General features: G+C 68.6%; 19 protein-coding genes and 1 tRNA gene. 14 read left to right on the top strand and 6 right to left on the bottom strand.

The features are described 5' to 3' along the window. Nucleotides 1-47: 47 nt before the first annotated feature. Nucleotides 48-545, bottom strand: coding sequence for a cupin domain-containing protein (locus A3CU_RS0111080; RefSeq protein ID WP_027942339.1), 498 nt, complete (start codon nt 543-545; stop codon nt 48-50). A 12-nt stretch (nt 546-557) separates the two neighbouring features. Continuing rightward, nucleotides 558-1,685, bottom strand: coding sequence for an amidohydrolase family protein (locus A3CU_RS0111075; protein ID WP_027942338.1), 1,128 nt, complete (start codon nt 1,683-1,685; stop codon nt 558-560). A gap of 177 nt (nt 1,686-1,862) precedes the next feature. Here A3CU_RS0111075 and sigJ point away from each other — a divergent pair, with 177 nt between their 5' ends. Next, a complete protein-coding gene (gene sigJ, locus A3CU_RS0111070; protein WP_027942337.1) occupies nt 1,863-2,741 on the top strand; it encodes an RNA polymerase sigma factor SigJ in 879 nt (292 codons plus the stop codon). 139 nt (nt 2,742-2,880) lie between these two features. Then, nucleotides 2,881-3,312: a PPOX class F420-dependent oxidoreductase gene (locus A3CU_RS0111065; protein ID WP_027942336.1), complete on the top strand. Its 432-nt coding sequence runs from the start codon at nt 2,881-2,883 to the stop codon at nt 3,310-3,312. Here the strand turns inward: A3CU_RS0111065 and A3CU_RS0111060 are convergent. After that, entirely contained in the window at nt 3,297-4,322 is a 1,026-nt protein-coding gene (locus A3CU_RS0111060) for a trans-sulfuration enzyme family protein (protein WP_043840925.1), read from the bottom strand. The genes A3CU_RS0111065 and A3CU_RS0111060 overlap by 16 nt on opposite strands. Before the next feature lie 148 nt (nt 4,323-4,470). On the opposite strand from A3CU_RS0111060, the gene A3CU_RS0111055 reads away from it, so the two are divergent. From A3CU_RS0111055 to A3CU_RS0111030, 5 genes are all read left to right on the top strand, one after another. Then, nucleotides 4,471-4,845, top strand: a complete 375-nt coding sequence (locus A3CU_RS0111055; protein ID WP_027942334.1) for an FKBP-type peptidyl-prolyl cis-trans isomerase — start codon at nt 4,471-4,473, stop codon at nt 4,843-4,845. Nucleotides 4,846-4,904: 59 nt separating this feature from the next. Then, nucleotides 4,905-5,801, top strand: coding sequence for a serine/threonine dehydratase (locus tag A3CU_RS0111050; protein ID WP_027942333.1), 897 nt, complete (start codon nt 4,905-4,907; stop codon nt 5,799-5,801). Between the two features lie 27 nt (nt 5,802-5,828). Then, the gene (locus A3CU_RS0111045; protein ID WP_027942332.1) at nt 5,829-6,101 is read left to right on the top strand and encodes a type II toxin-antitoxin system Phd/YefM family antitoxin; all 273 of its coding nucleotides are present in this window, start codon (nt 5,829-5,831) and stop codon (nt 6,099-6,101) included. Continuing rightward, nucleotides 6,098-6,709, top strand: a complete 612-nt coding sequence (locus A3CU_RS44380; RefSeq protein ID WP_052371641.1) for a type II toxin-antitoxin system VapC family toxin — start codon at nt 6,098-6,100, stop codon at nt 6,707-6,709. The genes A3CU_RS0111045 and A3CU_RS44380 overlap by 4 nt, the downstream gene beginning before the upstream one ends. A 382-nt stretch (nt 6,710-7,091) precedes the next feature. Beyond that, entirely contained in the window at nt 7,092-7,445 is a 354-nt protein-coding gene (locus tag A3CU_RS0111030; RefSeq protein ID WP_027942331.1) for a hypothetical protein, read from the top strand. 54 nt (nt 7,446-7,499) lie between these two features. Here A3CU_RS0111030 and katG read toward each other — a convergent pair whose 3' ends face one another. From katG to A3CU_RS0111015, 3 genes are all read right to left on the bottom strand, one after another. Next, entirely contained in the window at nt 7,500-9,725 is a 2,226-nt protein-coding gene (gene katG / locus A3CU_RS0111025) for a catalase/peroxidase HPI (protein ID WP_027942330.1), read from the bottom strand. Nucleotides 9,726-9,759: 34 nt separating this feature from the next. Beyond that, complete coding sequence (locus tag A3CU_RS0111020) at nt 9,760-10,191, bottom strand: Fur family transcriptional regulator (RefSeq protein ID WP_027942329.1); 432 nt, start codon at nt 10,189-10,191, stop codon at nt 9,760-9,762. 380 nt (nt 10,192-10,571) lie between these two features. Then, nucleotides 10,572-10,654 (bottom strand) — tRNA-Leu (locus tag A3CU_RS0111015). Between the two features lie 130 nt (nt 10,655-10,784). Between A3CU_RS0111015 and A3CU_RS0111010 the strand changes: the two genes are divergently transcribed. The 7 genes from A3CU_RS0111010 to pknB all read left to right on the top strand — a co-directional run bounded on the left by A3CU_RS0111010 (nt 10,785) and on the right by pknB (nt 20,367). Then, complete coding sequence (locus tag A3CU_RS0111010) at nt 10,785-12,158, top strand: FHA domain-containing protein (RefSeq protein WP_027942328.1); 1,374 nt, start codon at nt 10,785-10,787, stop codon at nt 12,156-12,158. 136 nt (nt 12,159-12,294) lie between these two features. After that, on the top strand, nt 12,295-12,762 hold the full coding sequence (locus A3CU_RS0111005) for an FHA domain-containing protein FhaB/FipA (RefSeq protein WP_027942327.1): 468 nt from the start codon (nt 12,295-12,297) through the stop codon (nt 12,760-12,762). Next, nucleotides 12,759-14,105 carry a PP2C family protein-serine/threonine phosphatase gene (locus tag A3CU_RS0111000; protein ID WP_027942326.1) on the top strand — a complete coding sequence of 449 codons (1,347 nt, stop codon included), beginning with the start codon at nt 12,759-12,761 and terminating at the stop codon, nt 14,103-14,105. The genes A3CU_RS0111005 and A3CU_RS0111000 overlap by 4 nt, the downstream gene beginning before the upstream one ends. Beyond that, nucleotides 14,102-15,595: an FtsW/RodA/SpoVE family cell cycle protein gene (locus tag A3CU_RS0110995; RefSeq protein WP_027942325.1), complete on the top strand. Its 1,494-nt coding sequence runs from the start codon at nt 14,102-14,104 to the stop codon at nt 15,593-15,595. The genes A3CU_RS0111000 and A3CU_RS0110995 overlap by 4 nt, the downstream gene beginning before the upstream one ends. Further along, the gene (locus tag A3CU_RS0110990) at nt 15,592-17,061 is read left to right on the top strand and encodes a peptidoglycan D,D-transpeptidase FtsI family protein (protein ID WP_027942324.1); all 1,470 of its coding nucleotides are present in this window, start codon (nt 15,592-15,594) and stop codon (nt 17,059-17,061) included. The genes A3CU_RS0110995 and A3CU_RS0110990 overlap by 4 nt, the downstream gene beginning before the upstream one ends. Before the next feature lie 3 nt (nt 17,062-17,064). Then, entirely contained in the window at nt 17,065-18,264 is a 1,200-nt protein-coding gene (locus A3CU_RS0110985; RefSeq protein ID WP_027942323.1) for a serine/threonine-protein kinase, read from the top strand. Nucleotides 18,265-18,360: 96 nt separating this feature from the next. Further along, nucleotides 18,361-20,367, top strand: coding sequence for a Stk1 family PASTA domain-containing Ser/Thr kinase (pknB, locus tag A3CU_RS0110980; protein WP_027942322.1), 2,007 nt, complete (start codon nt 18,361-18,363; stop codon nt 20,365-20,367). Nucleotides 20,368-20,382: the final 15 nt, after the last annotated feature.

The following is a 20,382-nucleotide window of genomic DNA, read 5'->3' as shown; positions in this document are numbered from 1 at the left end:
AGCGCTCCTGGTGGTGCGCAGCCGTAAGCCGCGCACCACCAGTTCGGCTACGGCCCGCTCGGAGGCCAATGTGGACTGTCGATGAAGTGGTTGTCGAAACGGTCCTGCGAGTCAAGGATTTCCCGTGGGCTCGCTTGGCCTTTGAGGACACGTGCGCCGAGCCGGAAGTACTCGAACCGTTCGGCGACGGCGGGCGTGAAGAGGATCAGCAGGTCGGCTCCGACGCCATCGGGGGCAGCGAAGGCGTGCGGCATGTTGCTGGGCACCATGAGGAAGTCACCTTCGTCAAGGGTGACGACCCGGTCACCGGCCAAGGCACGCAGGGACCCGCCGAGCACGAAGAAGAACTCAGCGGAGCTGGCGTGGAAGTGTGGCGGTGCGCCAGCACTGCCCGGTGCGATCCTCGCCCGGTTCGCGTTGATGACGCCGCCGCTGGTGTCGGCGTCTGCGAGCAGTGCCATCTTCGTGGCGCCCACGTCGATCATCTCGGCGTCGGAGGCTCTGGTCAGCAGCACAGGGCTGCCATCGGCGTTGAGCAACGACATCGTCTGGTCCTTTCAGCGGGGTTGGCGGACGCCCCGCCGCCAGACGTCCGCGATCGAGTTGGTCGCGGTGATGTCGCGGGTGGGGTCCCCGTCCACCAGGACCAGATCCGCACGCAGACCCGGAGCGATCCGGCCGCGGTCGGCCAGGCCGAAGTGGCGGGCCGGCCCGCTGGTCGCCGCGGCCAGTGCCTCCGCAGGGGCCAGTCCCGCCTGCGTCAGCAGAACCAGTTCGCGGTGCAGGCTCTGGCCGTGCACGGGCGCGAACGGAGTCGAGTCCGTGCCCGCCAGCAGGACCGCACCCGCCTGGTGGAGTGCGCGCGCCGCGGCGACCGCGTTGGTCCCGCTGTCGGCGAACACGTGGTCGGGCGCGGCCGATCCCTGGTCGCTGATCACCTCGAAGTACACCAGGGTGCTCACCACGAACACACCTTGCGCGGCGATCCGCGCGGCCAGGTCGGCACTGTTCGGCCCCGCATCCGCCCACACGTGCGCCAGACCGTCCACACCCGCGTCGAGCGCGACCTCGACCTCGCCCGTGGTGATCGCGTGCGCGATCACCTTCACCCCGGCGGCGTGCGCGGCCTCGACGAGGGCAGCCACGATGTCGGGCGTCAGCACCGGCAGGTCGGCGCCGTGTACCGCGCCGTCGTCGACGACCACCTTCAGATAGTCGATGTTCTCGGCCAGCCGGGCCTCGACGAACTCCTTGGCCCCCGCCACGCTCGCCACGGTGTCGAACGGCCCGACGGCATCACCGAAGGAAGCCGCGTCGGCCAGCGCGGCCATCAGCTGGCTGGGGTGGCCACCGGGAGCGGTGGCGAGCACGCCGGAGCTGCGGATGTCTGCCACGTCGTCGCGTTCCGCGGCCAGTTTTCGTTGCCTGGCAACGTTCGGCGGCAGGCTGAACATGTCCAACTCGGTCGTGACGCCGAAGGTGAGTGCCTGCGCGAGGTTGCCGTCGAAGGTGTGCGTGTGCGCGTCGATCAAGCCGGGCAACAGAGTCTTTCCTGCCCCTTCCACCACCACCTCGGCCGATCGGCCGTCGGGCTCGGCGATGCGGTCGCCATCGATGAGCACGTCGGCACGGGCCACGGTCCGCTCACCGTCGAACACCCGGACGTCACGGATCAGGGTTCGCAATGCTGCCTCCTCGGATCTGGGGCAAGCCGGGCCCTTCCCGGCTCGTCCCAACCAAGAGGCCAGGAGCCGCGGCCGACGTGACTTCCGGAGACACCGGACACTTTTCCCGCTGTGATGTCACGTTCCGCGAGGCGGATCGCTCTGTGTGGTGCGCTGAAGGAGAAGGAGCCACCCGCCATGACCGACCCCGATTCCGCCACCCAGACCTTCGTCGAGCACCGCGAACTGCTGTTCTCCATCGTCTACAACATCCTTGGCAGCGTCGCCGACACCGAGGACGCGCTCCAGGAGACCTGGCTGGCGTGGGCGTCGGCGAACCGGGACCAGGTCGAAAGCCCGCGCGCCTACCTGGTGCGCATCGCGGTCAACCAAGCCCTCGCCCGCCGCGCGGTCCTCGCCCGCCGCCGCGAGACCTACATCGGCCAGTGGCTGCCCGAGCCGCTGGTCACCGACGATCCTGACCCGGTGGTGGGCTCGGAAACCTCTTCGATGGCGCTGCTGGTCGTGCTGGAAACCCTCAGCCCGGCCGAACGCGCGGTGTTCGTGCTGCACGAGGCGTTCGGCTACCCGCACACCGACATCGCGGACATGCTCGGCCGCAGCCCCGAGGCGGTACGCCAACTGGCACACCGTGCTCGCCGGCACGTGCGCGCCCGGCGGCCCCGTTACCGGGTCGACGCCCAGGTTCAGCAGCGGGCAACCGAGCGTTTCGTCGCCGCCACACTCGGCGGGGACCTGGAAACTCTCCTGGATGTACTGGCTCCGGACGTGACACTGTGGACGGACGGAGGCGGCAAGGGACCGGCCACCAGTCTCCAACCCGTCCACGGTCGCGACGCGGTCGCGAAACTGCTCGCGATCGTCGGGACGAACGTGCCCGATGACTTCGAGGTTCGGTACCGCCATGTCAACGGCGACCCGTCCGCGGTGCTGTTCTCCGGCGAGTCACCGTTCGCCGTGCTTGTCCTCGACCTCGCCCCGGACAGCGACCACGTGCGGGGCGTCTACTCGGTCACCAACCCCGACAAACTGACCCGAATCCCCAGCCACGGCTGAGCCAGGCCTCGACCTCCAGCGTGACAGGCAGACGGCGAGAGTTTCGAGCATCGCGTCGGTGTCCTTAGTGCCTGATCCCTCGATCGACCGACGTTCCGGCAATTGACCTCCAGTGCGCTGGACCTTTTACGGTCACTGCATGGTGTTCACAGAAAAGGAAATCGAGTACCTCAGGCAACAGTCACTGGGCCGGCTGGCCACCGTCGGCCCGGACAACGAACCGCAGGTCCGGCCGACCGGCTACGTCCTCAATGACGACGGCACGATCGACCTCGCCGGCCCCAACCTGAGTGGCAGCCGGAAATGGCGCAACATCCAGGCCAACCCGGCGGTCGCCTTCGTCGTCGACGACATGACGCCGGACGAGCCGGGCGCGGTGAAACCGGGCTGGGGCCGGGGGGTGGAGATCCGCGGCCACGCCGAACTGCTCAGCGACCACGAGCCCCCGTACGGCGATACGGGCTTCTTCAGCCGCGAGGCCATCCGCATCCACCCGCGCCGGATCCTCAGCTGGCATCTGGAGGCCGGGCGCCTGCAGTTCACCCGGAGCGTGGTTCAGGCCAGTGCCTGAGCCAGGTCCCGCCACAGGTCTTCGGGGTCCTCCAGGCCGACGCTGAACCGGATCAGGCCGGGGGGAACGTGCGCGTCGCCCGGCCACTTGGCGCGGCGCTCGACCAGGCTTTCCACGCCGCCGACGCTGGTGGCGTGCACGATCAGGCCGAGCCCGGCACAGAACTTCTCCGCCGCCGCGGCGTCGGCCAACTCGAAGGCGATCATGGTGCCGGCGTGCCGGACCCGGGACACGGCCGGGTGCTCGGCCAGGCGTTCGGCGAGCAGCCCGGCGGTCCGGGACTGCTCGGCCAGACGGACCGGCAACGTGCGCAGGCCGCGCAGGGCGAGCCACGCCTCGAGCGCGCCGGGGGTCGCGCCGTTGCGGGTCCGCGCGTCGTGCAACGCCCGCGCCAGTGTTTCGTCCGCGGTCACGGTGAGCCCGAGGAGGAGGTCGCTGTGCCCGCCGATCAGCTTCGTCGCGCTGTGCACGACGATGTCCGCGCCGAGGGACAACGGTCGCTGACCCAACGGGGTCGCGAACGTGTTGTCGACCACGACCCGGGCCCGTTGGCCGGCAAGCGGTGCGAAGTCGATCAACTCGAGGGTCGGGTTGGTCGGTGACTCCACCCACAGCAGATCCACCTGCCCGGCCGCGGCGGTCCACCCCTCGGAGTCGCCCGGGTCGATCCGGCGCACCTTGAGCCGGCCCATCCGGGCCGCGTGGTCGAGCAGGCCGCGGGTGCCCGAATAGCTGTAGGTCGGCACGGCGACCTCGGTCCCGACCGGGAACTGGTCGAGCACCGCGGCCACCGTCGCGATGCCGGACGCGAACGCGGTGGCCCGGCCGCCCTCCAGTTCGCCGATGGCCTCCTCCAGCGCAGCCCAGGTCGGCGTGCCGTCTTCCCGGGCGTAGGAGTAGTGGCCTCCGGCGACATATGTGCTGGCAGGCACGATCGGCGGGTTCAGTGGCTGACCGGCCGCGGTCAGACGTCCCGCGGCCACCGCTTGCGTGCGGGGCGTCAGTTCCATCGGCTCTCCCTCTCCTGTCGGGGCCAACATCCGGCTCGGGCCAGCCTACGCAGGTTTGGCGAGTCGTCGTCGCCGTCCGGTTCGCTAAACCGGCGAATGGCCGATACCGTGCACCGACGCGCAAGATCAGCAACAGGAGGAGGAGACCATGACACTGGAACGGCCGGAGATCGAGCGTCCGGCAGGCGCACCACCGGCGGAGCTGGAGGTGACCGAGATCAGCGTCGGCGACGGTCCCGAAGCCAAGGCCGGCGACACCGTGTCCGTGCACTACGTCGGCGTTTCACACTCGACCGGCGAGGAGTTCGACGCGTCGTGGAACCGGGGCGAGCCGCTGCGGTTCCCGCTCGGCCAGGGACGGGTCATCCCGGGCTGGGACCGGGGCGTGGCCGGCATGCGGGTCGGCGGCCGGCGCAAGCTGGTGATTCCGCCGGAGCTCGCCTACGGCGACCGCGGCGCGGGCGGCAAGATCAAGCCGGGGGAAACCCTTGTGTTCGTGGTGGACCTCGTCGGTGTGAACTAGCACCACCCACCGGTTAAACGACTGGCAGCGAGCCGGTCGGAGTCGGCAAGGTGGAGGCCATGACAGCCCTCCTGACCGACGTCACCGTGGCCGAAGACCGTATCCGCCCGCATGTCCGGCACACGCCCGTGCTGCGCACCGAGGTGGCGGGCCGGCCCGTGGTGCTCAAGCTCGAACATCTCCAGCGGACCGGCTCGTTCAAGCTGCGCGGTGCGCTCAACGCGTTGATGTCCGGGGAGCGCCCGCAACGGGTCGTCACGGCCTCGGGTGGCAATCACGGGATCGGCGTGGCGACCGCGGCGGCGATCCTCGACCTGCCCGCCACGGTTTACGTGCCGGGGACGGTGCCGCCGGACAAGGCGCGGCGGATCGAAGCCGCGGGTGCGCGTCTGGTCCGTGCCGGCCGCACCTACGCCGAAGCGGCGGCCGCCGCACGTGCGGCGGCGGCCGAGCCCGGCGCCCAGTATGTCGAGGCCTACGACGATCCGGTGGTGATCGCGGGCCAGGCCACCGTCGCCGCCGAGATCGTGCGTGACGTGCCCGACGTGGACACGATTGCGGTCGCCGCCGGCGGTGGCGGGCTCGCCGCGGGCACCGCGTTGGGCGGAGACGGACGGCTGACCGTCGCGGTCGAGCCCGAGCGCTGCAACAGCTTGAACGCGGCATTCGCCGCGGGAGAACCGGTGGACGCCGAGGTCGAATCGATCGCGGCCTCGGCACTGGGCGCCACCCGGGTCGGCCTGGCGGCGTTCGCCGTGCTGTCCAGTCATCCGGTCCACTCGGTACTGGTGCGCGACGACGAGATCCTGGCCGCCCGGGACCGGCTGTGGGACGAGTTCCGGCTCGCCGTCGAACCCGCCGCCGCCGCGTCCTTCGCCGCGTGGCTGGCCGGGCGGGTTCCCGGTGACCTGCCGTGTCTCGTGCTGTGCGGCGCGAACGCGACCTGGACGCCCTAGCGGCCCTTCCCGGTCACATCGCATTCGGTGGGCCTTCGCGAACTCCGGCACAACACCGGGGCCGTGTTGGGGCGCGTCCGACAAGGTGAAACGATCGACGTGACCGAGCACGGAGAGTTGATCGCTCGCATCGTCCCGGTGCAGGACAGAGCGCCCGCTCCGACGCTCACCCGCTTGGCAAACGAAGGTCGGCTGCGGCGCGCGATCCGCCCTGGATATCGCCCCCGGATGCGAGCTGGCGACGGAACGGACAAACTCACCGACGCGCTCACCAGCCTGCGCGACGAGGAGCGGTGGTGAGCGTCTACTACCTCGACACATCGACCGCCATCAAGCTCCTTCGCGAGGAATCGCACTCCACCGCATTGGCGGACTTCTACGACTCGAACCCGGACGCGTCCTGGGTGAGTTCCGCGCTGATGCGAATCGAGCTGATGCGCACAGTTCATCGGGTCATGCCCACCCTGCTTCCCGACGCGCGCGATCTGCTCACCGCCTTCGACACCATCGACATCGACGACGACATCGTCGAAAGCGCGATGAACGAACCGGACCGCGCATTGCGCTCGCTCGACGCGATCCACCTCTCGATCGCCCGCGTCCTGGAGCCCGACCTCACCGCGCTGCTGACCTACGACGATCGTCTTGCCCGCGCGGCCACGGACGCAGGGATGACCGTGCTTTCCCCCGTGCACAACGCGTCGCATAGTTCGCGCAGCCCACTTGGCCCGCCGCGTTGGCTCGCAGAAACGCTGCGTTCCGCCCGCTACCGCGATCGATTTTCGGATCAGTCCCCTCGCTGGCTGCGGACGAGATCGGCGAGCAACTGTGCGGTGTCCTGCGTGTCCCAGCCCTCGGGCAGGTCGCTACCCGGTTTGGTCTCCAGCTGCAGGGACACGAACGCGTAGCGATCGTGGTCGAGGATCTGGGCAGTCTGCTCGGCGCGCCCATTCGGGTAGGTGTGGTCCTCCACGTCAATGTCCGCACCGTCAACACGGTGCGTGGTCACGCCCGGACTTTCCGCGCTGAGGGTGGTCGCCGCGAAGTCCTCCACCGTCTTGGTCCTGCCGACGATCAGGGTCATCGACGGAGTCATGAAGTCGCAGATGTAGCGCACGCCGGTCTCGCCGTAGGTGCTGACGCCCGCTCCGTTCAACTTGCTCTGCGACTCGCCGACCTTCGGAGGGTCGACCAGCGCGCAGTTCCACCCGTGCCTCAGCTCATGAATCCGCGATGAGAACTCGTGGAGCCGACCTCGTGAGACCGCACGCTTGGCCGTACGGTGGAAAGATGCCTGAACCAATTTTGCTGTCCATCGCCACCGCACTCGCCACCAAGGCGGCGACCGGTCTGTACGACCTGGTCAAGAAGAGGTTCAGCAAGGACCCGGAAGCGGCGAAGGCGCTGGAAGCGGCCGAGGCGGCACCAGAGGAAGCCGAGCCGATCACGGCCCTGGCCGAGCGACTGGAGGTGGCTGAACGCAGCGATCCGGAGTTCTCACGGCAGCTGCGGGCGGAATGGGCGCAGCACGCTGAGGGCGGCGAGGTGGTCAACAACATGACCGGCGGGGTGGCGAACAATATGACCGGGACGGCGGGCAAAGTGGTCCAGGCCCGCAACATCCACGGCAGCGTCAACTTGTGAGCCAACGCGAGGATGTCCAGGCCGGCCGGGAGCGGCCGGCCTGGACACCGGCGATCAGGCGAGGTCGAACCGATCGAGGTTCATGACCTTGGTCCACGCGGCCACGAAGTCGCGCACGAACTTCTCCTTCGCGTCGTCGCACGCGTAGACCTCCGCGAGCGCGCGTAGCTCGGAGTTCGAGCCGAAGACGAGGTCGACGCGGCTGCCGGTCCACTTGACCTCACCGGTGGCGGCGTCGCGGCCCTCGAACGTCTGCCCGTCCTCCGCGACCGGCTTCCACTCCGTGCCCATGTCGATCAGGTTCACGAAGAAGTCGTTGGTCAACGATCCCGGGGTCTCGGTGAAGACGCCGAGCGACGAGGAGTCGTAGTTCGCACCGAGAACGCGGAGACCACCCACGAGGACGGTCATCTCCGGCGCGCTGAGGGTCAGCAGGTTCGCCTTGTCGAGCAGGAGGTACTCGGCCGACAGACGGTTGCCCTTGCCGAGGTAGTTGCGGAACCCGTCCGCGGGCGGCTCGAGCGCCTCGAAGGACTCGACATCGGTCTGCTCCTGCGACGCGTCCATACGTCCCGGCGCGAAGGGCACCTCGACGTCGTAGCCGGCGTTCTTGGCGGCCTGCTCGACGGCCGCGTTGCCGGCCAGCACGATCAGGTCGGCGAGCGACACCTTCTTGCCCCCGGCCTGGGCGGCGTTGAACGACTCCTGGACGCCCTCCAGGGTGCGCAGCACCGTGGCCAGCTGACCGGGGTTGTTGACCTCCCAGTCCTTCTGCGGCTCGAGGCGGATGCGCGCGCCGTTGGCACCGCCGCGCTTGTCGCTGCCACGGAAGGTCGAGGCCGACGCCCACGCGGTGGAGACGAGTTGGTCGACGGTCAGGCCCGAGGCGAGGATCTGGCTCTTGAGAGCGGCGATGTCCGCCGCGTCGATGAGCTCATGGTCCACCGCCGGGATCGGGTCCTGCCACAGCAGGGTCTCCTCGGGCACCTCCGGGCCGAGGTAGCGCGCCTTCGGTCCCAGGTCGCGGTGGGTCAGCTTGTACCACGCGCGAGCGAAGGCATCGGCGAACTCGTCGGGGTTCTCCATGAACCGCCGCGCGATCGGCTCGTAGATCGGGTCGTACCGGAGCGCGAGGTCCGTGGTGAGCATCGCCGGTGCGATCCGCTTCGACGAGTCGTGAGCGTGCGGCACCGTGCCCTCACCGGCGCCGCCCTTCGGCTTCCACTGCTTCGCACCGGCCGGGCTCTCGGTCAGCTCCCACTCGAAGCTGAAGAGGTTCCAGAGGAAGTTGGTGCTCCACTTGGTCGGTGTCGTGGTCCAGGTGACCTCGAGACCGCTGGTGATCGTGTCGGCGCCCTTGCCGGTGCCGAAGCCGTTCTTCCAGCCAAGGCCCTGGTCTTCGAGCGGGGCGGATTCGGGGTCGGGGCCGAGGTGGCTGTCCGGGGCGGCACCGTGGGTCTTGCCGAAGGTGTGCCCGCCGGCGATCAGGGCGACCGTCTCCTCGTCGTTCATCGCCATGCGGCGGAACGTCTCGCGGATGTCACGTGCCGAAGCGATCGGGTCCGGGTTGCCGTTGGGGCCCTCAGGGTTGACGTAGATGAGGCCCATCTGGACCGCCCCCAGGGGAGCTTCGAGCTCCCGGTCGCCGCTGTAGCGCTCGTCGCCGAGCCAGGTGGTCTCCGGGCCCCAGTAGACGTCCTCCTCGGACTCCCAGACGTCCTCACGGCCGCCGCTGAAGCCGAACGTTTTGAAGCCCATGGACTCCAGCGCGACGTTGCCGGCGAGAACGAGCAGGTCGGCCCACGAGAGCTTCTGGCCGTACTTCTTCTTGACCGGCCACAGCAGCCGGCGAGCCTTGTCGAGGCTCACGTTGTCCGGCCAGCTGTTCAGCGGTGCGAAGCGCTGCTGCCCGGCCCCGGCGCCGCCGCGGCCGTCGTGAATGCGGTAGGTGCCCGCGCTGTGCCACGCCATGCGGATCATCAGTGGCCCGTAGTTGCCGAAGTCCGCCGGCCACCAGTCCTGCGAGGTCGTCAGCACCTCGGCGATGTCCCGCTTCACGGCCGGGAGGTCGAGGGAACTGAACGCCTCGGCGTAGTTGAAATCCTCACCCATGGGGTTGGCCACAGCGGGGTTCTTGGCGAGGATCTTCAGGTTGAGCTTGTTCGCCCACCACTGGCGGTTTCCGCCGCCCTGGGTCGGGTGCGGGGCGCGGCCGTGCGCGACCGGGCAGCCGCCCCCGCTCTCCGTGTTCGCGTCGACTGCTTCGTGGTTCTCGGACATGCATTTCCTTCCGGGACTGGCGAATCAGCGGTGATCAGGAACTCTGTTGGGTGGAACAGCCGGGGCACAGGCCCCAGTAGATGACCTCGGCCCGTTCGATCAGGAAGCCGTTGTCGTCGGACGCGGTCAGGCAGGGCACCTCGCCGACGGCGCAGTCGACGTCGGCGATGGCACCGCACGACCGGCACACGACGTGGTGGTGGTTGTCCCCGACCCGCGCCTCGTAGCGCGCGACGGAGCCGGAGGGCTGGATGCGCCGCACCAGCCCCGCTGCCGTCAGTGCATGAAGCACGTCGTAAACGGCCTGGTGGGACACCTCACCGAGATTCGCACGCACGACCCCGATGATCGACTCGGTGTCGGCGTGTGGATGGTCGTGCACCGCGGACAGCACCGCGACCCGAGGACGCGTCACACGCAGCGCGACCCCGCGCAACATGCGCTCGAAGTCCGAAGTCGTTGGCACGCCCAGAGTCTGCCCAATTTTCTGGAATCAATCAAGATTCCACCCCCAATTCACCCCCCAAGATGACCCAACCCGCCCCCAACCCAACCCCCTTCACCCGCCACCCGGCCCAGACCACCCACACAGCCCAGCACCCACCACAACGATCACCAGGAACGCCCAGCACAGATCAACAGCACAACACCCGAAAGACGGGAAACAGGGAGGCAAGAGAAGCAGGGGAGGCAACCGATGCAACCGATGCTGGTCAACACAAAACGAAACCACGCCGGGTCAGCAGGAGCTCGCACCGTGGGGGTTTGGGGGGCTCGGCCCCCCAAGACAATGAACACCCGATCCCAGCGAAGTCGCACAGCGACGAGCAGGGTGGGCCAATCGGGTGGGCGAGGAGGGAGTTGAACCCTCACGTCCTTTCGGACACACGGACCTGAACCGTGCGCGTCTGCCATTCCGCCACTCGCCCGAGTAACTGCGACAGCCAGCAAAGCGTAGCAGGCCGTTCGGGGGCGTTTTACCGGGGGCGCTGTCCAGCCCCCAACTTGTCGATAGGATCGGGCTCGGAAGCACACGTGTGAAGGAGGCTACGAGACCCGGTGGGCCGCGTTGAGCGTTTTGATCGACGCCTGGAGAGCCTGGTGGGCAACACCTTTGCACGAATGTTCGGAGGCAAGGTCGTCACCCAGGAGGTGGCGCAAGCCCTGGAGCGCGAGAGCGAGGAGAACGTTCGTGAGCTGGCCGGAGGTAGGCTGCTCGCCCCCAACCACTACATCGTTTCGTTGGGGCCTGCCGACCATGACCAGATGGCCGGCGATGAGGGGCGCGTCACAAGGGTGCTCGCGGAGGCGGTGGCACAGCATCTCGCCGAGCACGGCTGGGACACCTATGGTGACGTCGTAATCTCGCTAGAGCGCAACGAGGCGCTGCATACTGGACAATTCAAGACCCGCTCATCCGTCGATCCGGACGTCAGCGCGCGTGGCGGCCCGGGTGCAGGACGGCCAGCACGACCCAGCAACGCAGGAGACCCACCAATGAGCCAGCCCCCCGGCTACGGCCAATACGACCAGGGTGACCCGTACGGCCAGCAGCATGGCGGCCAGTACGGCTACGGACAGCAGGGACAGCCCGGGTACGACCAGGGCTACGGCCAGCAGCCCGGCTACGACCAGGGCGGCGGCTACGGTGGCGGCCAGCCCGCGTACGACCAGGGCTACGGTGGCGGCCAGCCGGGCTACGACCAGGGCGGCTACGGCCAGCAGCCGGGTTACGACCAGGGCGGCTACGGCGGTGGCCAGCCCGGTTATGACCAGGGTTACGGTGGCGGCCAGCCGGGCTACGACCAGGGCGGCTACGGCGGTGGCCAGCCCGGGTACGACCAGGGCTACGGCCAGCAGCCGGGTTACGACCAGGGCGGCTACGGCGGTGGCCAGCCCGGTTATGACCAGGGTTACGGTGGCGGCCAGCCGGGCTACGACCAGGGCGGCTACGGCGGTGGCCAGCCCGGGTACGACCAGGGCTACGGCCAGCAGCCGGGTTACGACCAGGGCGGCTACGGCGGTGGCCAGCCCGGTGGCTACGGCGGCCAGCCCGGCGGCGGCTACCCGCCTCCCCAGCAGGCACCGGATCCCTACGCCCAGCAGGGCTACGCTCCGCCCGCGGTGCAGAGCCCGAACCGCCAGCTCTCGGCCTCGCTGCAGCTGGACGACGGCTCGAACCGCAGCTACTCCCTGAAGCAGGGCGGCAACGTGGTCGGCCGCGGCCAGGACGCCGACTTCCGCCTGCCGGACACCGGGGTGTCCCGGCGACACCTGGAGATCACCTGGGACGGTCAGAGCGCGACGCTGGCCGACATTGGGTCGACCAATGGCACCACGGTCAACGGCACTCCGGTACAGACCTGGCAGCTCGCCGACGGCGACGTCATCCGGGTGGGACACTCGTCTCTCGTGTTCCGTACGCAGGGCTGACAGGGCGGCGAAGAAACTGGTTATGTGAGCCGCTGGAAGCACCGATCGGTGTGTCCCGCAGAATTACCCTCGGGGGTCCCGCGGCGCAGGCCCGCGCCGCGGGCGGGAATGCAGAAGGCGGGAGCTGACACAACACGTGCCAGAGCTGGTCGTTCAACTCACCAGAGTGGGCTTTCTGATCCTGCTCTGGGTCTTCGTGGTGGCCGCGTTGCGGGTGGTGCGTTCCGACCTCTACGCCGCCTCGGGCTTGAAGGTGGCCATCCCGGGGTTGCGGCGCAACAAGGAGCAGCAGCGTCCTCGCGGATCGGGGAAGATGCCGCGGCAGGCGATCGTGACCCACGGCGCGCTGGCCGGAACCAGGATCACGCTGGACGGGCGGCCGATCACCATCGGCCGGGCGGACGATTCCACGTTGGTGCTGGATGACGACTACGCCTCGACGCGGCACGCCCGTCTGTCCCTACGCGGAACGGATTGGTACGTGGAAGATCTGGGATCCACCAACGGGACCTACCTTGACCGGGCTAAGGTCACTGCACCCCTCCGAGTTCCACTCGGCGTCCCCATCCGGATCGGTAAGACGGTGATCGAGCTTCGCCCATGACACTCGTTCTTCGCTACGCGGCCCGCAGCGACCGGGGCCTGGTGCGGTCCAGCAACCAGGACTCCGTGTACGCGGGTCCCCGCCTGCTCGCGCTCGCCGACGGCATGGGCGGCCATGCCGCGGGAGAAGTCGCGAGCAAAGTAGTCATCGCCTCCCTCGCCCCGCTCGACGACGACGAGCCCGGCGACGATCTGCTCTACCAGCTCAGAGAGGCGGTCTCCGGCGGGAACGCGGCGATCTCCGAACTGGTGGCCAACGATCCCGACCTCGACGGCATGGGCACGACGCTCACCGCGATGCTGTTCTCCGGCTCGCGGATGGGCCTGGTGCACGTCGGTGACTCCCGTGCCTACCTGTTCCGCAACGGCCAGTTCGGCCAGATCACCCGGGACGACAGCTTCGTCAACGAGCTGCTCGAGCAGGGCCGGATCACCGCCGACCAGGCCGCCACCCACCCTCAGCGTTCGCTGCTGTTGAAGGCGCTTACCGGGCACGAGGTCGAGCCCACCTTCGTCGTGCGCGAGGCGCGCGCGGGCGACCGCTACCTGCTCTGCTCGGACGGGCTGTCCGGCATGGTGAGCGACGAGACGCTCGCCGAAGCGATCCAGATACCGGACCCGCAGCAGTGCGCGGACCGGATGATCGAGCTGGCGCTCAAGGGCGGCGGTACGGACAACGTGACGGTGATCGTCGCCGACGTGGTGGACGTGGACTTCGGCGAGGACGCCCCCATAGTGGGCGGTGCCGCCGGGGACGGCACGGACGAGTACAACCACCAGGGCGATTCGCCGGCCGCGCGGGCCAGGGCGCTCACCGCACCGCCGCCACCGCCCCAGCAGTTCACCGAGCCGCCGCCGGACCCGAAGGCCAAGCGCCGCAAGCGCTGGCGCTGGATCGTGGGCATCTTCCTGGTGCTCGTGCTGCTGGGCGCGGGCACCATCGCGACCCGCTACTTCGTGCTCAGCCAGTACTACGTCGGCGAGGGCGCCGGTTCCGAGGTGACGATCTTCCGCGGTGTGCCGGGCAGCGTGCTCGGCATCGAACTGCACGAACAGGCCGAGGGATCCTGCCCGGACGGCAGCACCATGTGCGACAAGCTGCTGGTCACGCAGCTGCAGCAGGACGCGCAGACCGCGGTGCACAACGGCGTCAAGAAGGACAGCCTGCAGGCCGCCCGCGACTACATCAACAACTTCCTGCGGTACAAGACCGTCAAGGACTGCGGCCCGTCTTCGCCGACCAGCCCGACGGATCTCACGCCCACCATGCCTCCGAGCTCCGGGACCACACAGGCGGGGAGGGACTGCCCGTCTTCGCTGCTGCCGGGTGGCGGTGGCGGATGACCCGCCCCCCGTTGCCCGAGCAGGCGGGTGGCGTCTACCAGACCAACCCGCAGCGCGAGCTACCGACCCGGCGGGGCACGGAGCTCGCGATGCTGGGGTTCGCGGCCTTCATCGTGACCTGTGCGTTCGTGCTGGTACAGGCCAACCAGGAGCAGGAGCTTTCCTTCTCCATCGTCTGGTACGGCCTGGCCTACCTCGCGCTGTTCGCCATCGCGCATTTCGCGGTGCGCCGGTGGGCGCCGTATGCCGACCCGTTGATCCTGCCCTGCGTGGCGCTGCTCAACGGCCTCGGCCTGGTGATGATCTACCGCATCGACCTGGCCCTGGAAGAGAAGGCGATCCAGTCCGAGGTCAACTTTTCCGCGTCGGCGCCAAAGCAGGTGTTGTTCACCGCGATCGCGCTGGCCCTGTTCCTGGCCGTGCTGCTGCTCGTCAAGGACCATCGCACGCTGACCCGCTACGGCTATCTCAGCGGCCTGCTCGGGGTGATCGCGCTGGCCCTGCCCGCGATCCTGCCCGCCTCGCTTTCGCAGGTGAACGGCGCGAAGGTGTGGATCAAGCTGCCCGGCGTGTCGATCCAGCCCGGTGAGTTCGCGAAGATCCTGCTGATGGTCTTCTTCGCGTCCTTCCTGGTCACCAAGCGGGACCTGTTCATGGTCACGGGCAGGAAGATGCTGGGTGTGGAGCTGCCGCGGGCGCGGGACCTCGGGCCGATCCTGATCGCCGCGGTCGTGGCCCTGGGCATCCTGATGTTCGAGAAGGACCTCGGCCAGTCGCTGCTGCTGTTCGGCATCGTCCTGGTGATGGTCTACGTCGCCACCGAGCGCGGCATCTGGGTGCTGCTCGGGGTGGCGTTCTTCATGGTCGGCTGCGTGATCGCGTACAACCTGTTCACGCACGTGCAACAGCGGGTGGCGAACTGGATCGACCCGCTGGCCACCTACTACGACCAGGGCGGCGGCTACCAGGTCGCGCAGGGCCTGTTCGGCCTGGGCACCGGCGGAGTGGGCGGCACCGGGCTCGGTGCGGGACGGCCGGAGATCGTGCCGGAGGCCAACTCGGACTTCATCACCGCCGGCCTGGGCGAGGAGCTCGGCTTCGTCGGGCTGGCCGCGATCCTGATCGTGTACCTGCTGCTGGCCACTCGAGGCATGCGCAGCGCGCTTGCCGTGCGCGACACCTTCGGCAAGCTGCTCGGCGCCGGCCTGTCCTTCGCGATCATCATGCAGCTGTTCGTGATCGTCGGCGGGGTGACCAAGCTGATCCCGATGACGGGTATCACCACGCCGTTCATCTCCTATGGTGGTTCCTCCCTGCTGGCCAACTACATCCTGGTCGCGTTGCTGCTGCGGATCTCCGACGCGGCCCGCCGGCCGGCGCCGAAGGCGCGGCCCAAGCCCGCGCCGCAGGTGCCGCTGGCCGAGGCGGGCACCGTCATGGTGTCGCGGCCGCCGGCCGGTGGGGGCACCGACCCGAGGAGTGAGTCGTGAACAAACCGATGCGCCGCGTCGGCATGTCGATGCTGGTCATGATCGTGCTGCTGCTGGTCAACATCACCTACATCCAGGTGGTCAAGGCGGACAGCTACCGCACGGACTCACGCAACCAGCGGGTGCTGCTCGACGAGTACGCCCGCCAACGCGGCACCATCGTGTCGCAGTTCGACGGGCAGGTCCTGGCCGGCGTGGAGCCCACCAACGACAAGCTCAAGTTCCAGCGGACGTACCTCGACGGCCCCGTCTACGCACCCGCGACCGGGTATTACTCGGTGCGCTACGGCTCGACGGGACTGGAGAAGGCCGAGGACGACATCCTGAACGGTTCGGACCCGCGGCTGTTCGTGCGCCGCCTGTCGGACATGGTCACCGGCCGGGATCCGCGGGGCGGCAACGTTCAGCTGACCATCAACCCGGCCGTGCAGAAGGCCGTCTACGACCTGATGACCCGGCGGAACTACACCGGCGCCGCGGTCGCGATGAACCCGAAGACCGGCGAGATCCTGGCCATGGTGTCGACGCCGTCCTACGACCCGAACGAGCTGGCCTCGCACGACGCGCACGAGCAGCAGGACGCCTACAACAAGAACATCGACGACCCGCGCAATCCGATGCTGAACCGCGCGATCTCGGAGAGCTACCCGCCCGGGTCGACGTTCAAGCTCGTCGTGGCCGCGGCCGAGCTGGAGAACGGCGCCACGCCGAGCACGCCGGTGAGCAACGCGCCCAACGTCACGTTGCCCGGCACCAGGACGACGCTGGAGAACTACGGCGGAGCGCCCTGTGCGGGCACCACGTTCGCCGACGCACTGGCGCACTCCTGCAACGTGCCGTTCGCCACCTTCGCGGGCGAGCTCGGTGCCGACAAGCTGCGGGCCACCGCGGCCAACTTCGGGATCGGGATGGACGACCTGACCATCCCGCAGAAGGTGGTCCCGTCCGGCCTCGGCCCGCTGGACTCGCAGGCCGCGCTGTACCAGAGCGGCATCGGGCAGCGCGATGTGCAGCTGACCCCGCTGCAGGACTGCCTGCTCTCCGCCACCGTGGCCAACGGCGGCATGGCGATGAAGCCGCAGCTGGTGAAGAAGCTGCTCGCGCCGGACCTGTCCGACCTGGAAACCTTCACGCCGCAGGAGCTGACCGGCAAGCCCGCGCTCTCGGCCGCGAACGCCCAGACGCTCACGCAGATGATGCTGGCCTCGGAGGCGAACACCGCGGGCGGCGGCAAGAACCCCAACATCAAGATCGCCTCCAAGACCGGCACCGCGGAGCACGGCACCGACCCCAAGGCCACCCCGCCGCACGCGTGGTACACGGCATTCGCCCCGGCCGACGACCCGCAGATCGCGGTCGCCGTGATCGTCGAGTCCGGCGGTAACCGCGGGCTGGCGGCCACCGGTGGCACCGTGGCCGCGGAGATCGGCCGGGCCGCGATCAACGCGCAAATCGGGGGTGGATAGCGGATGCTGTCCACGGGTCAGCTACTGGCCGAGCGCTACCGACTGGTCAACCGGATCGCCGTTGGCGGGATGGGTGAGGTCTGGCAGGCCAGTGACACCCGGTTGGACCGGGTCGTCGCGGTCAAGGTGCTCAAGGCCGAGCTGTCCGGGGATGCGGAGTTCCTGCACCGCTTTCGTACCGAGGCGCGCACCACCGCGTCACTGAACCATCCGGGCATCGCGGCCGTACACGACTACGGGGAGACGACCGCGGACGAACTCGCGATCGCCTACCTGGTCATGGAACTGGTAGAAGGTGAACCACTGGCGGGAATACTGGCCCGGCAGGGACGGCTGACCGCCGACGGCACCCTGGACATCCTGGAGCAGGCGGCACACGCGCTGCAGGCCGCGCACGAGCAGGGCTTGGTGCATCGCGACATCAAGCCGGGCAACATCCTGGTGACCGCGAACGGCCGCGTGAAGATCACCGACTTCGGCATCGCGAAGGCCGCCGACGCCGCTCCGGTGACCAGGTCCGGCATGGTCATGGGCACCGCGCACTACATCGCGCCGGAACAGGCGCTCGGACATGACGCGGAACCGGCCAGCGACGTCTACTCTCTGGCTGTCTGCGGGTACGAATGCCTGACCGGGCACCGCCCGTTCCTGTCGGAGAACGCGGTCACGGTCGCGATGATGCACATCCGGGACGTGCCGCCGCCACTGCCGGCCGACGTCCCGCCAGGCGCCCGCGCGCTGATCGAGGCGACGCTGGTCAAGGATCCGCGGCAGCGCTACCCCAACGGTGGCGAGTTCGCCGCGGCCGTCGCCGCGGTGCGAGCGGGCCGGCCGCTGCCCACGCCATCCGGGCTGATGCAGGCGTATGCGCAGGCCGCGATGGCACCACCGATGGCCTCGGTGTCGCATCCGGCGATGCAGCCGGTCAACCCGGCGCAGGCCGGACACCCCAGCGGGGTCACCGCGATGCCGTCCGTGCACGGGCCGGGCATGCCGATTCCGCCACGACGGCGCAACCTAACAGTGCTGTGGGTCGTCCTCGCGGTTGTCGTGGTGGGACTCGTCGTGACCATTGTCCTGCTCGTGCCGAAGCTGACGCACACGCCGGATAACGTAGCCCCCGACCGGGTAAGCAGCACCATTGTGCCCGGCTCCACAACGCGGCAACCGCCATCAACCGAAGAGACGACTTACCAGGCATGAAACCTTGGACGGAACGGGACGGCATTCTCCGATGAGTAGCCCTGCCTCAAGCCGCGGTCACCAAGGTGACCACGGCGCTCTACCCGCGGAGGAACAGTGAGCGCACCCAGACTGCTCTCCAACCGGTACGAACTGGGCGACACGCTCGGCTACGGCGGCATGTCCGAGGTTCACCACGGGACCGACATCCGGCTCGGACGCGAGGTCGCGGTCAAGATCCTGCGCGCGGACCTCGCCCGCGACCCGCAGTTCCAGGAACGTTTCCGGCGTGAGGCACAAAACGCCGCGGCCCTGAACCACCCGGCGATCGTGGCCGTGTACGACACCGGTGAGACACAGACCGAATACGGTCCGTTGCCCTACATCGTGATGGAGTACGTCAAGGGCCGCACGTTGCGGGACATCGTCAAGACCGAGGGCCCGCTGTCGGAGAAGCGCGCGATGGAGGTCATGGCCGACGTCTGCGCGGCGCTGGACTTCTCGCACCGGCACAGCATCGTGCACCGGGACGTCAAGCCCGCCAACATCATGATCACCAACCAGGGCGCGGTCAAGGTGATGGACTTCGGCATCGCGCGCGCGATGCACGACGGCCAGGCCGCGATGACCCAGACCGCCGCGGTGATCGGCACGGCCCAGTACCTCTCGCCGGAGCAGGCTCGCGGTGAAGGTGTGGATGCCCGCAGTGACGTGTACGCCGCCGGTTGTGTGCTTTACGAACTGATCACCGGTGAGCCGCCGTTCACCGGGGACTCGCCGGTCGCGGTGGCCTACCAGCATGTGCGGGAGGACCCGAAGCCGCCGTCGACGGTGAATCCCATGGTGTCGCCCACGGTGGACGCGATCGTGCTCAAGGCACTGGCGAAGGGCCCGGCGAACCGGTACCAGTCGGCCGCGGAGATGCGCTCGGACATGGTGCGCGTGCTGTCGGGCCAGCGGCCGTCGGCACCGATGGTGATGACCGACGAGGAACGCACGCAGGTTTTCAACGGCGGCGGACCCCCCAGCCGCGGCGCGGACTACGAATCGGATTACGGGAGCGGAGACGACCGGGAGCACCGGGGTCGGCGAAAGGCCGTCCTGGCTGTTGTGCTGTCCGTGGTGGGCCTCGGCCTGGTGGCCTTCGTCGCCTGGATGGCCGGCGCCTTCAACACCAAACCCACTACGGCGCTGATCCCGCGGGTGAACGGCGTGATCGCGAACGATGCCGAAGCCGCGCTCCGCAACGCCGGGTTCGACCCGGAGCGGAAGGTCATCCCCTGCATCGGCACCTTCGACAACCAACCGTCGTGCAACAACCCCGACGACGTCAACAAGGCACTCCGTACCGAACCGACGGAGGGCACGAGCGTCGCCACCGGCACCAAGGTCACGCTGTACGTTGGTGGCCCGCCGACCAAGGTCCAGATGCCGGATCTGAAAGGCAGCACCCCGGATGACGCTCAGGAACAACTGACGAAGCTCAAGCTGCGCCTCGACACGAACTACGACATGGTCGACGTCGACGACCCGAGCCAGTACGGCAAGGTGCAGAAGCAGGACCCGCCCGCGAACAGCCAGGTCGACCAGGGCATGACAGTCCACCTCACGGTGGCCAAGTCGCCGAACCTGGTGACGGTGCCCAACCTGGTCGGCCAGACCTACGCCAACGCGTCCAAGACCTTGCAGAACCTCAAACTCGTTGTGTCCAAGAAGGATGTCGACTCCGACAAGCCGGCCGGGACGGTGGTCGACCAGAATCCCAACGGCGGCTTGCAGCCCGAGGGCAAGACGGTCACGCTGAGCGTGTCCAACGGGTCGCAGCAGACGATCAACATGCCGGACCTGCGTGGCCTGACTCAGAATGACGCGCTGGCCCAGCTGGCCCAGCTCGGTTGGACGGGCCAGGTGAACTACGAGACCACCAAGGTGACCAATCCGGCCCAGATCGGCCTGGTCCAGGACACCTCGCCCTCGGCGAACACACCGATCGCCAAGAACCAGACGATCACGCTGGTCCTCGGTGCTGCGAGGAACGGAAGCACCTCGCCCACCACCACGCCGACGTCGCCCGGCGGGATCCTGCCGCCGATCGGTGGCAGTGGCGGAGGCGGCCGCAGCTGACCCACGGTGAGGCAC

It is taken from the genome of Amycolatopsis taiwanensis DSM 45107, from assembly GCF_000519205.1.
Taxonomy (GTDB): Bacteria; Actinomycetota; Actinomycetes; order Mycobacteriales; family Pseudonocardiaceae; genus Amycolatopsis_E; species Amycolatopsis_E taiwanensis.
The sequence above is the reverse complement of the archived record's forward strand: the minus strand, read 5'-3'. Positions and strand labels throughout refer to the sequence as shown.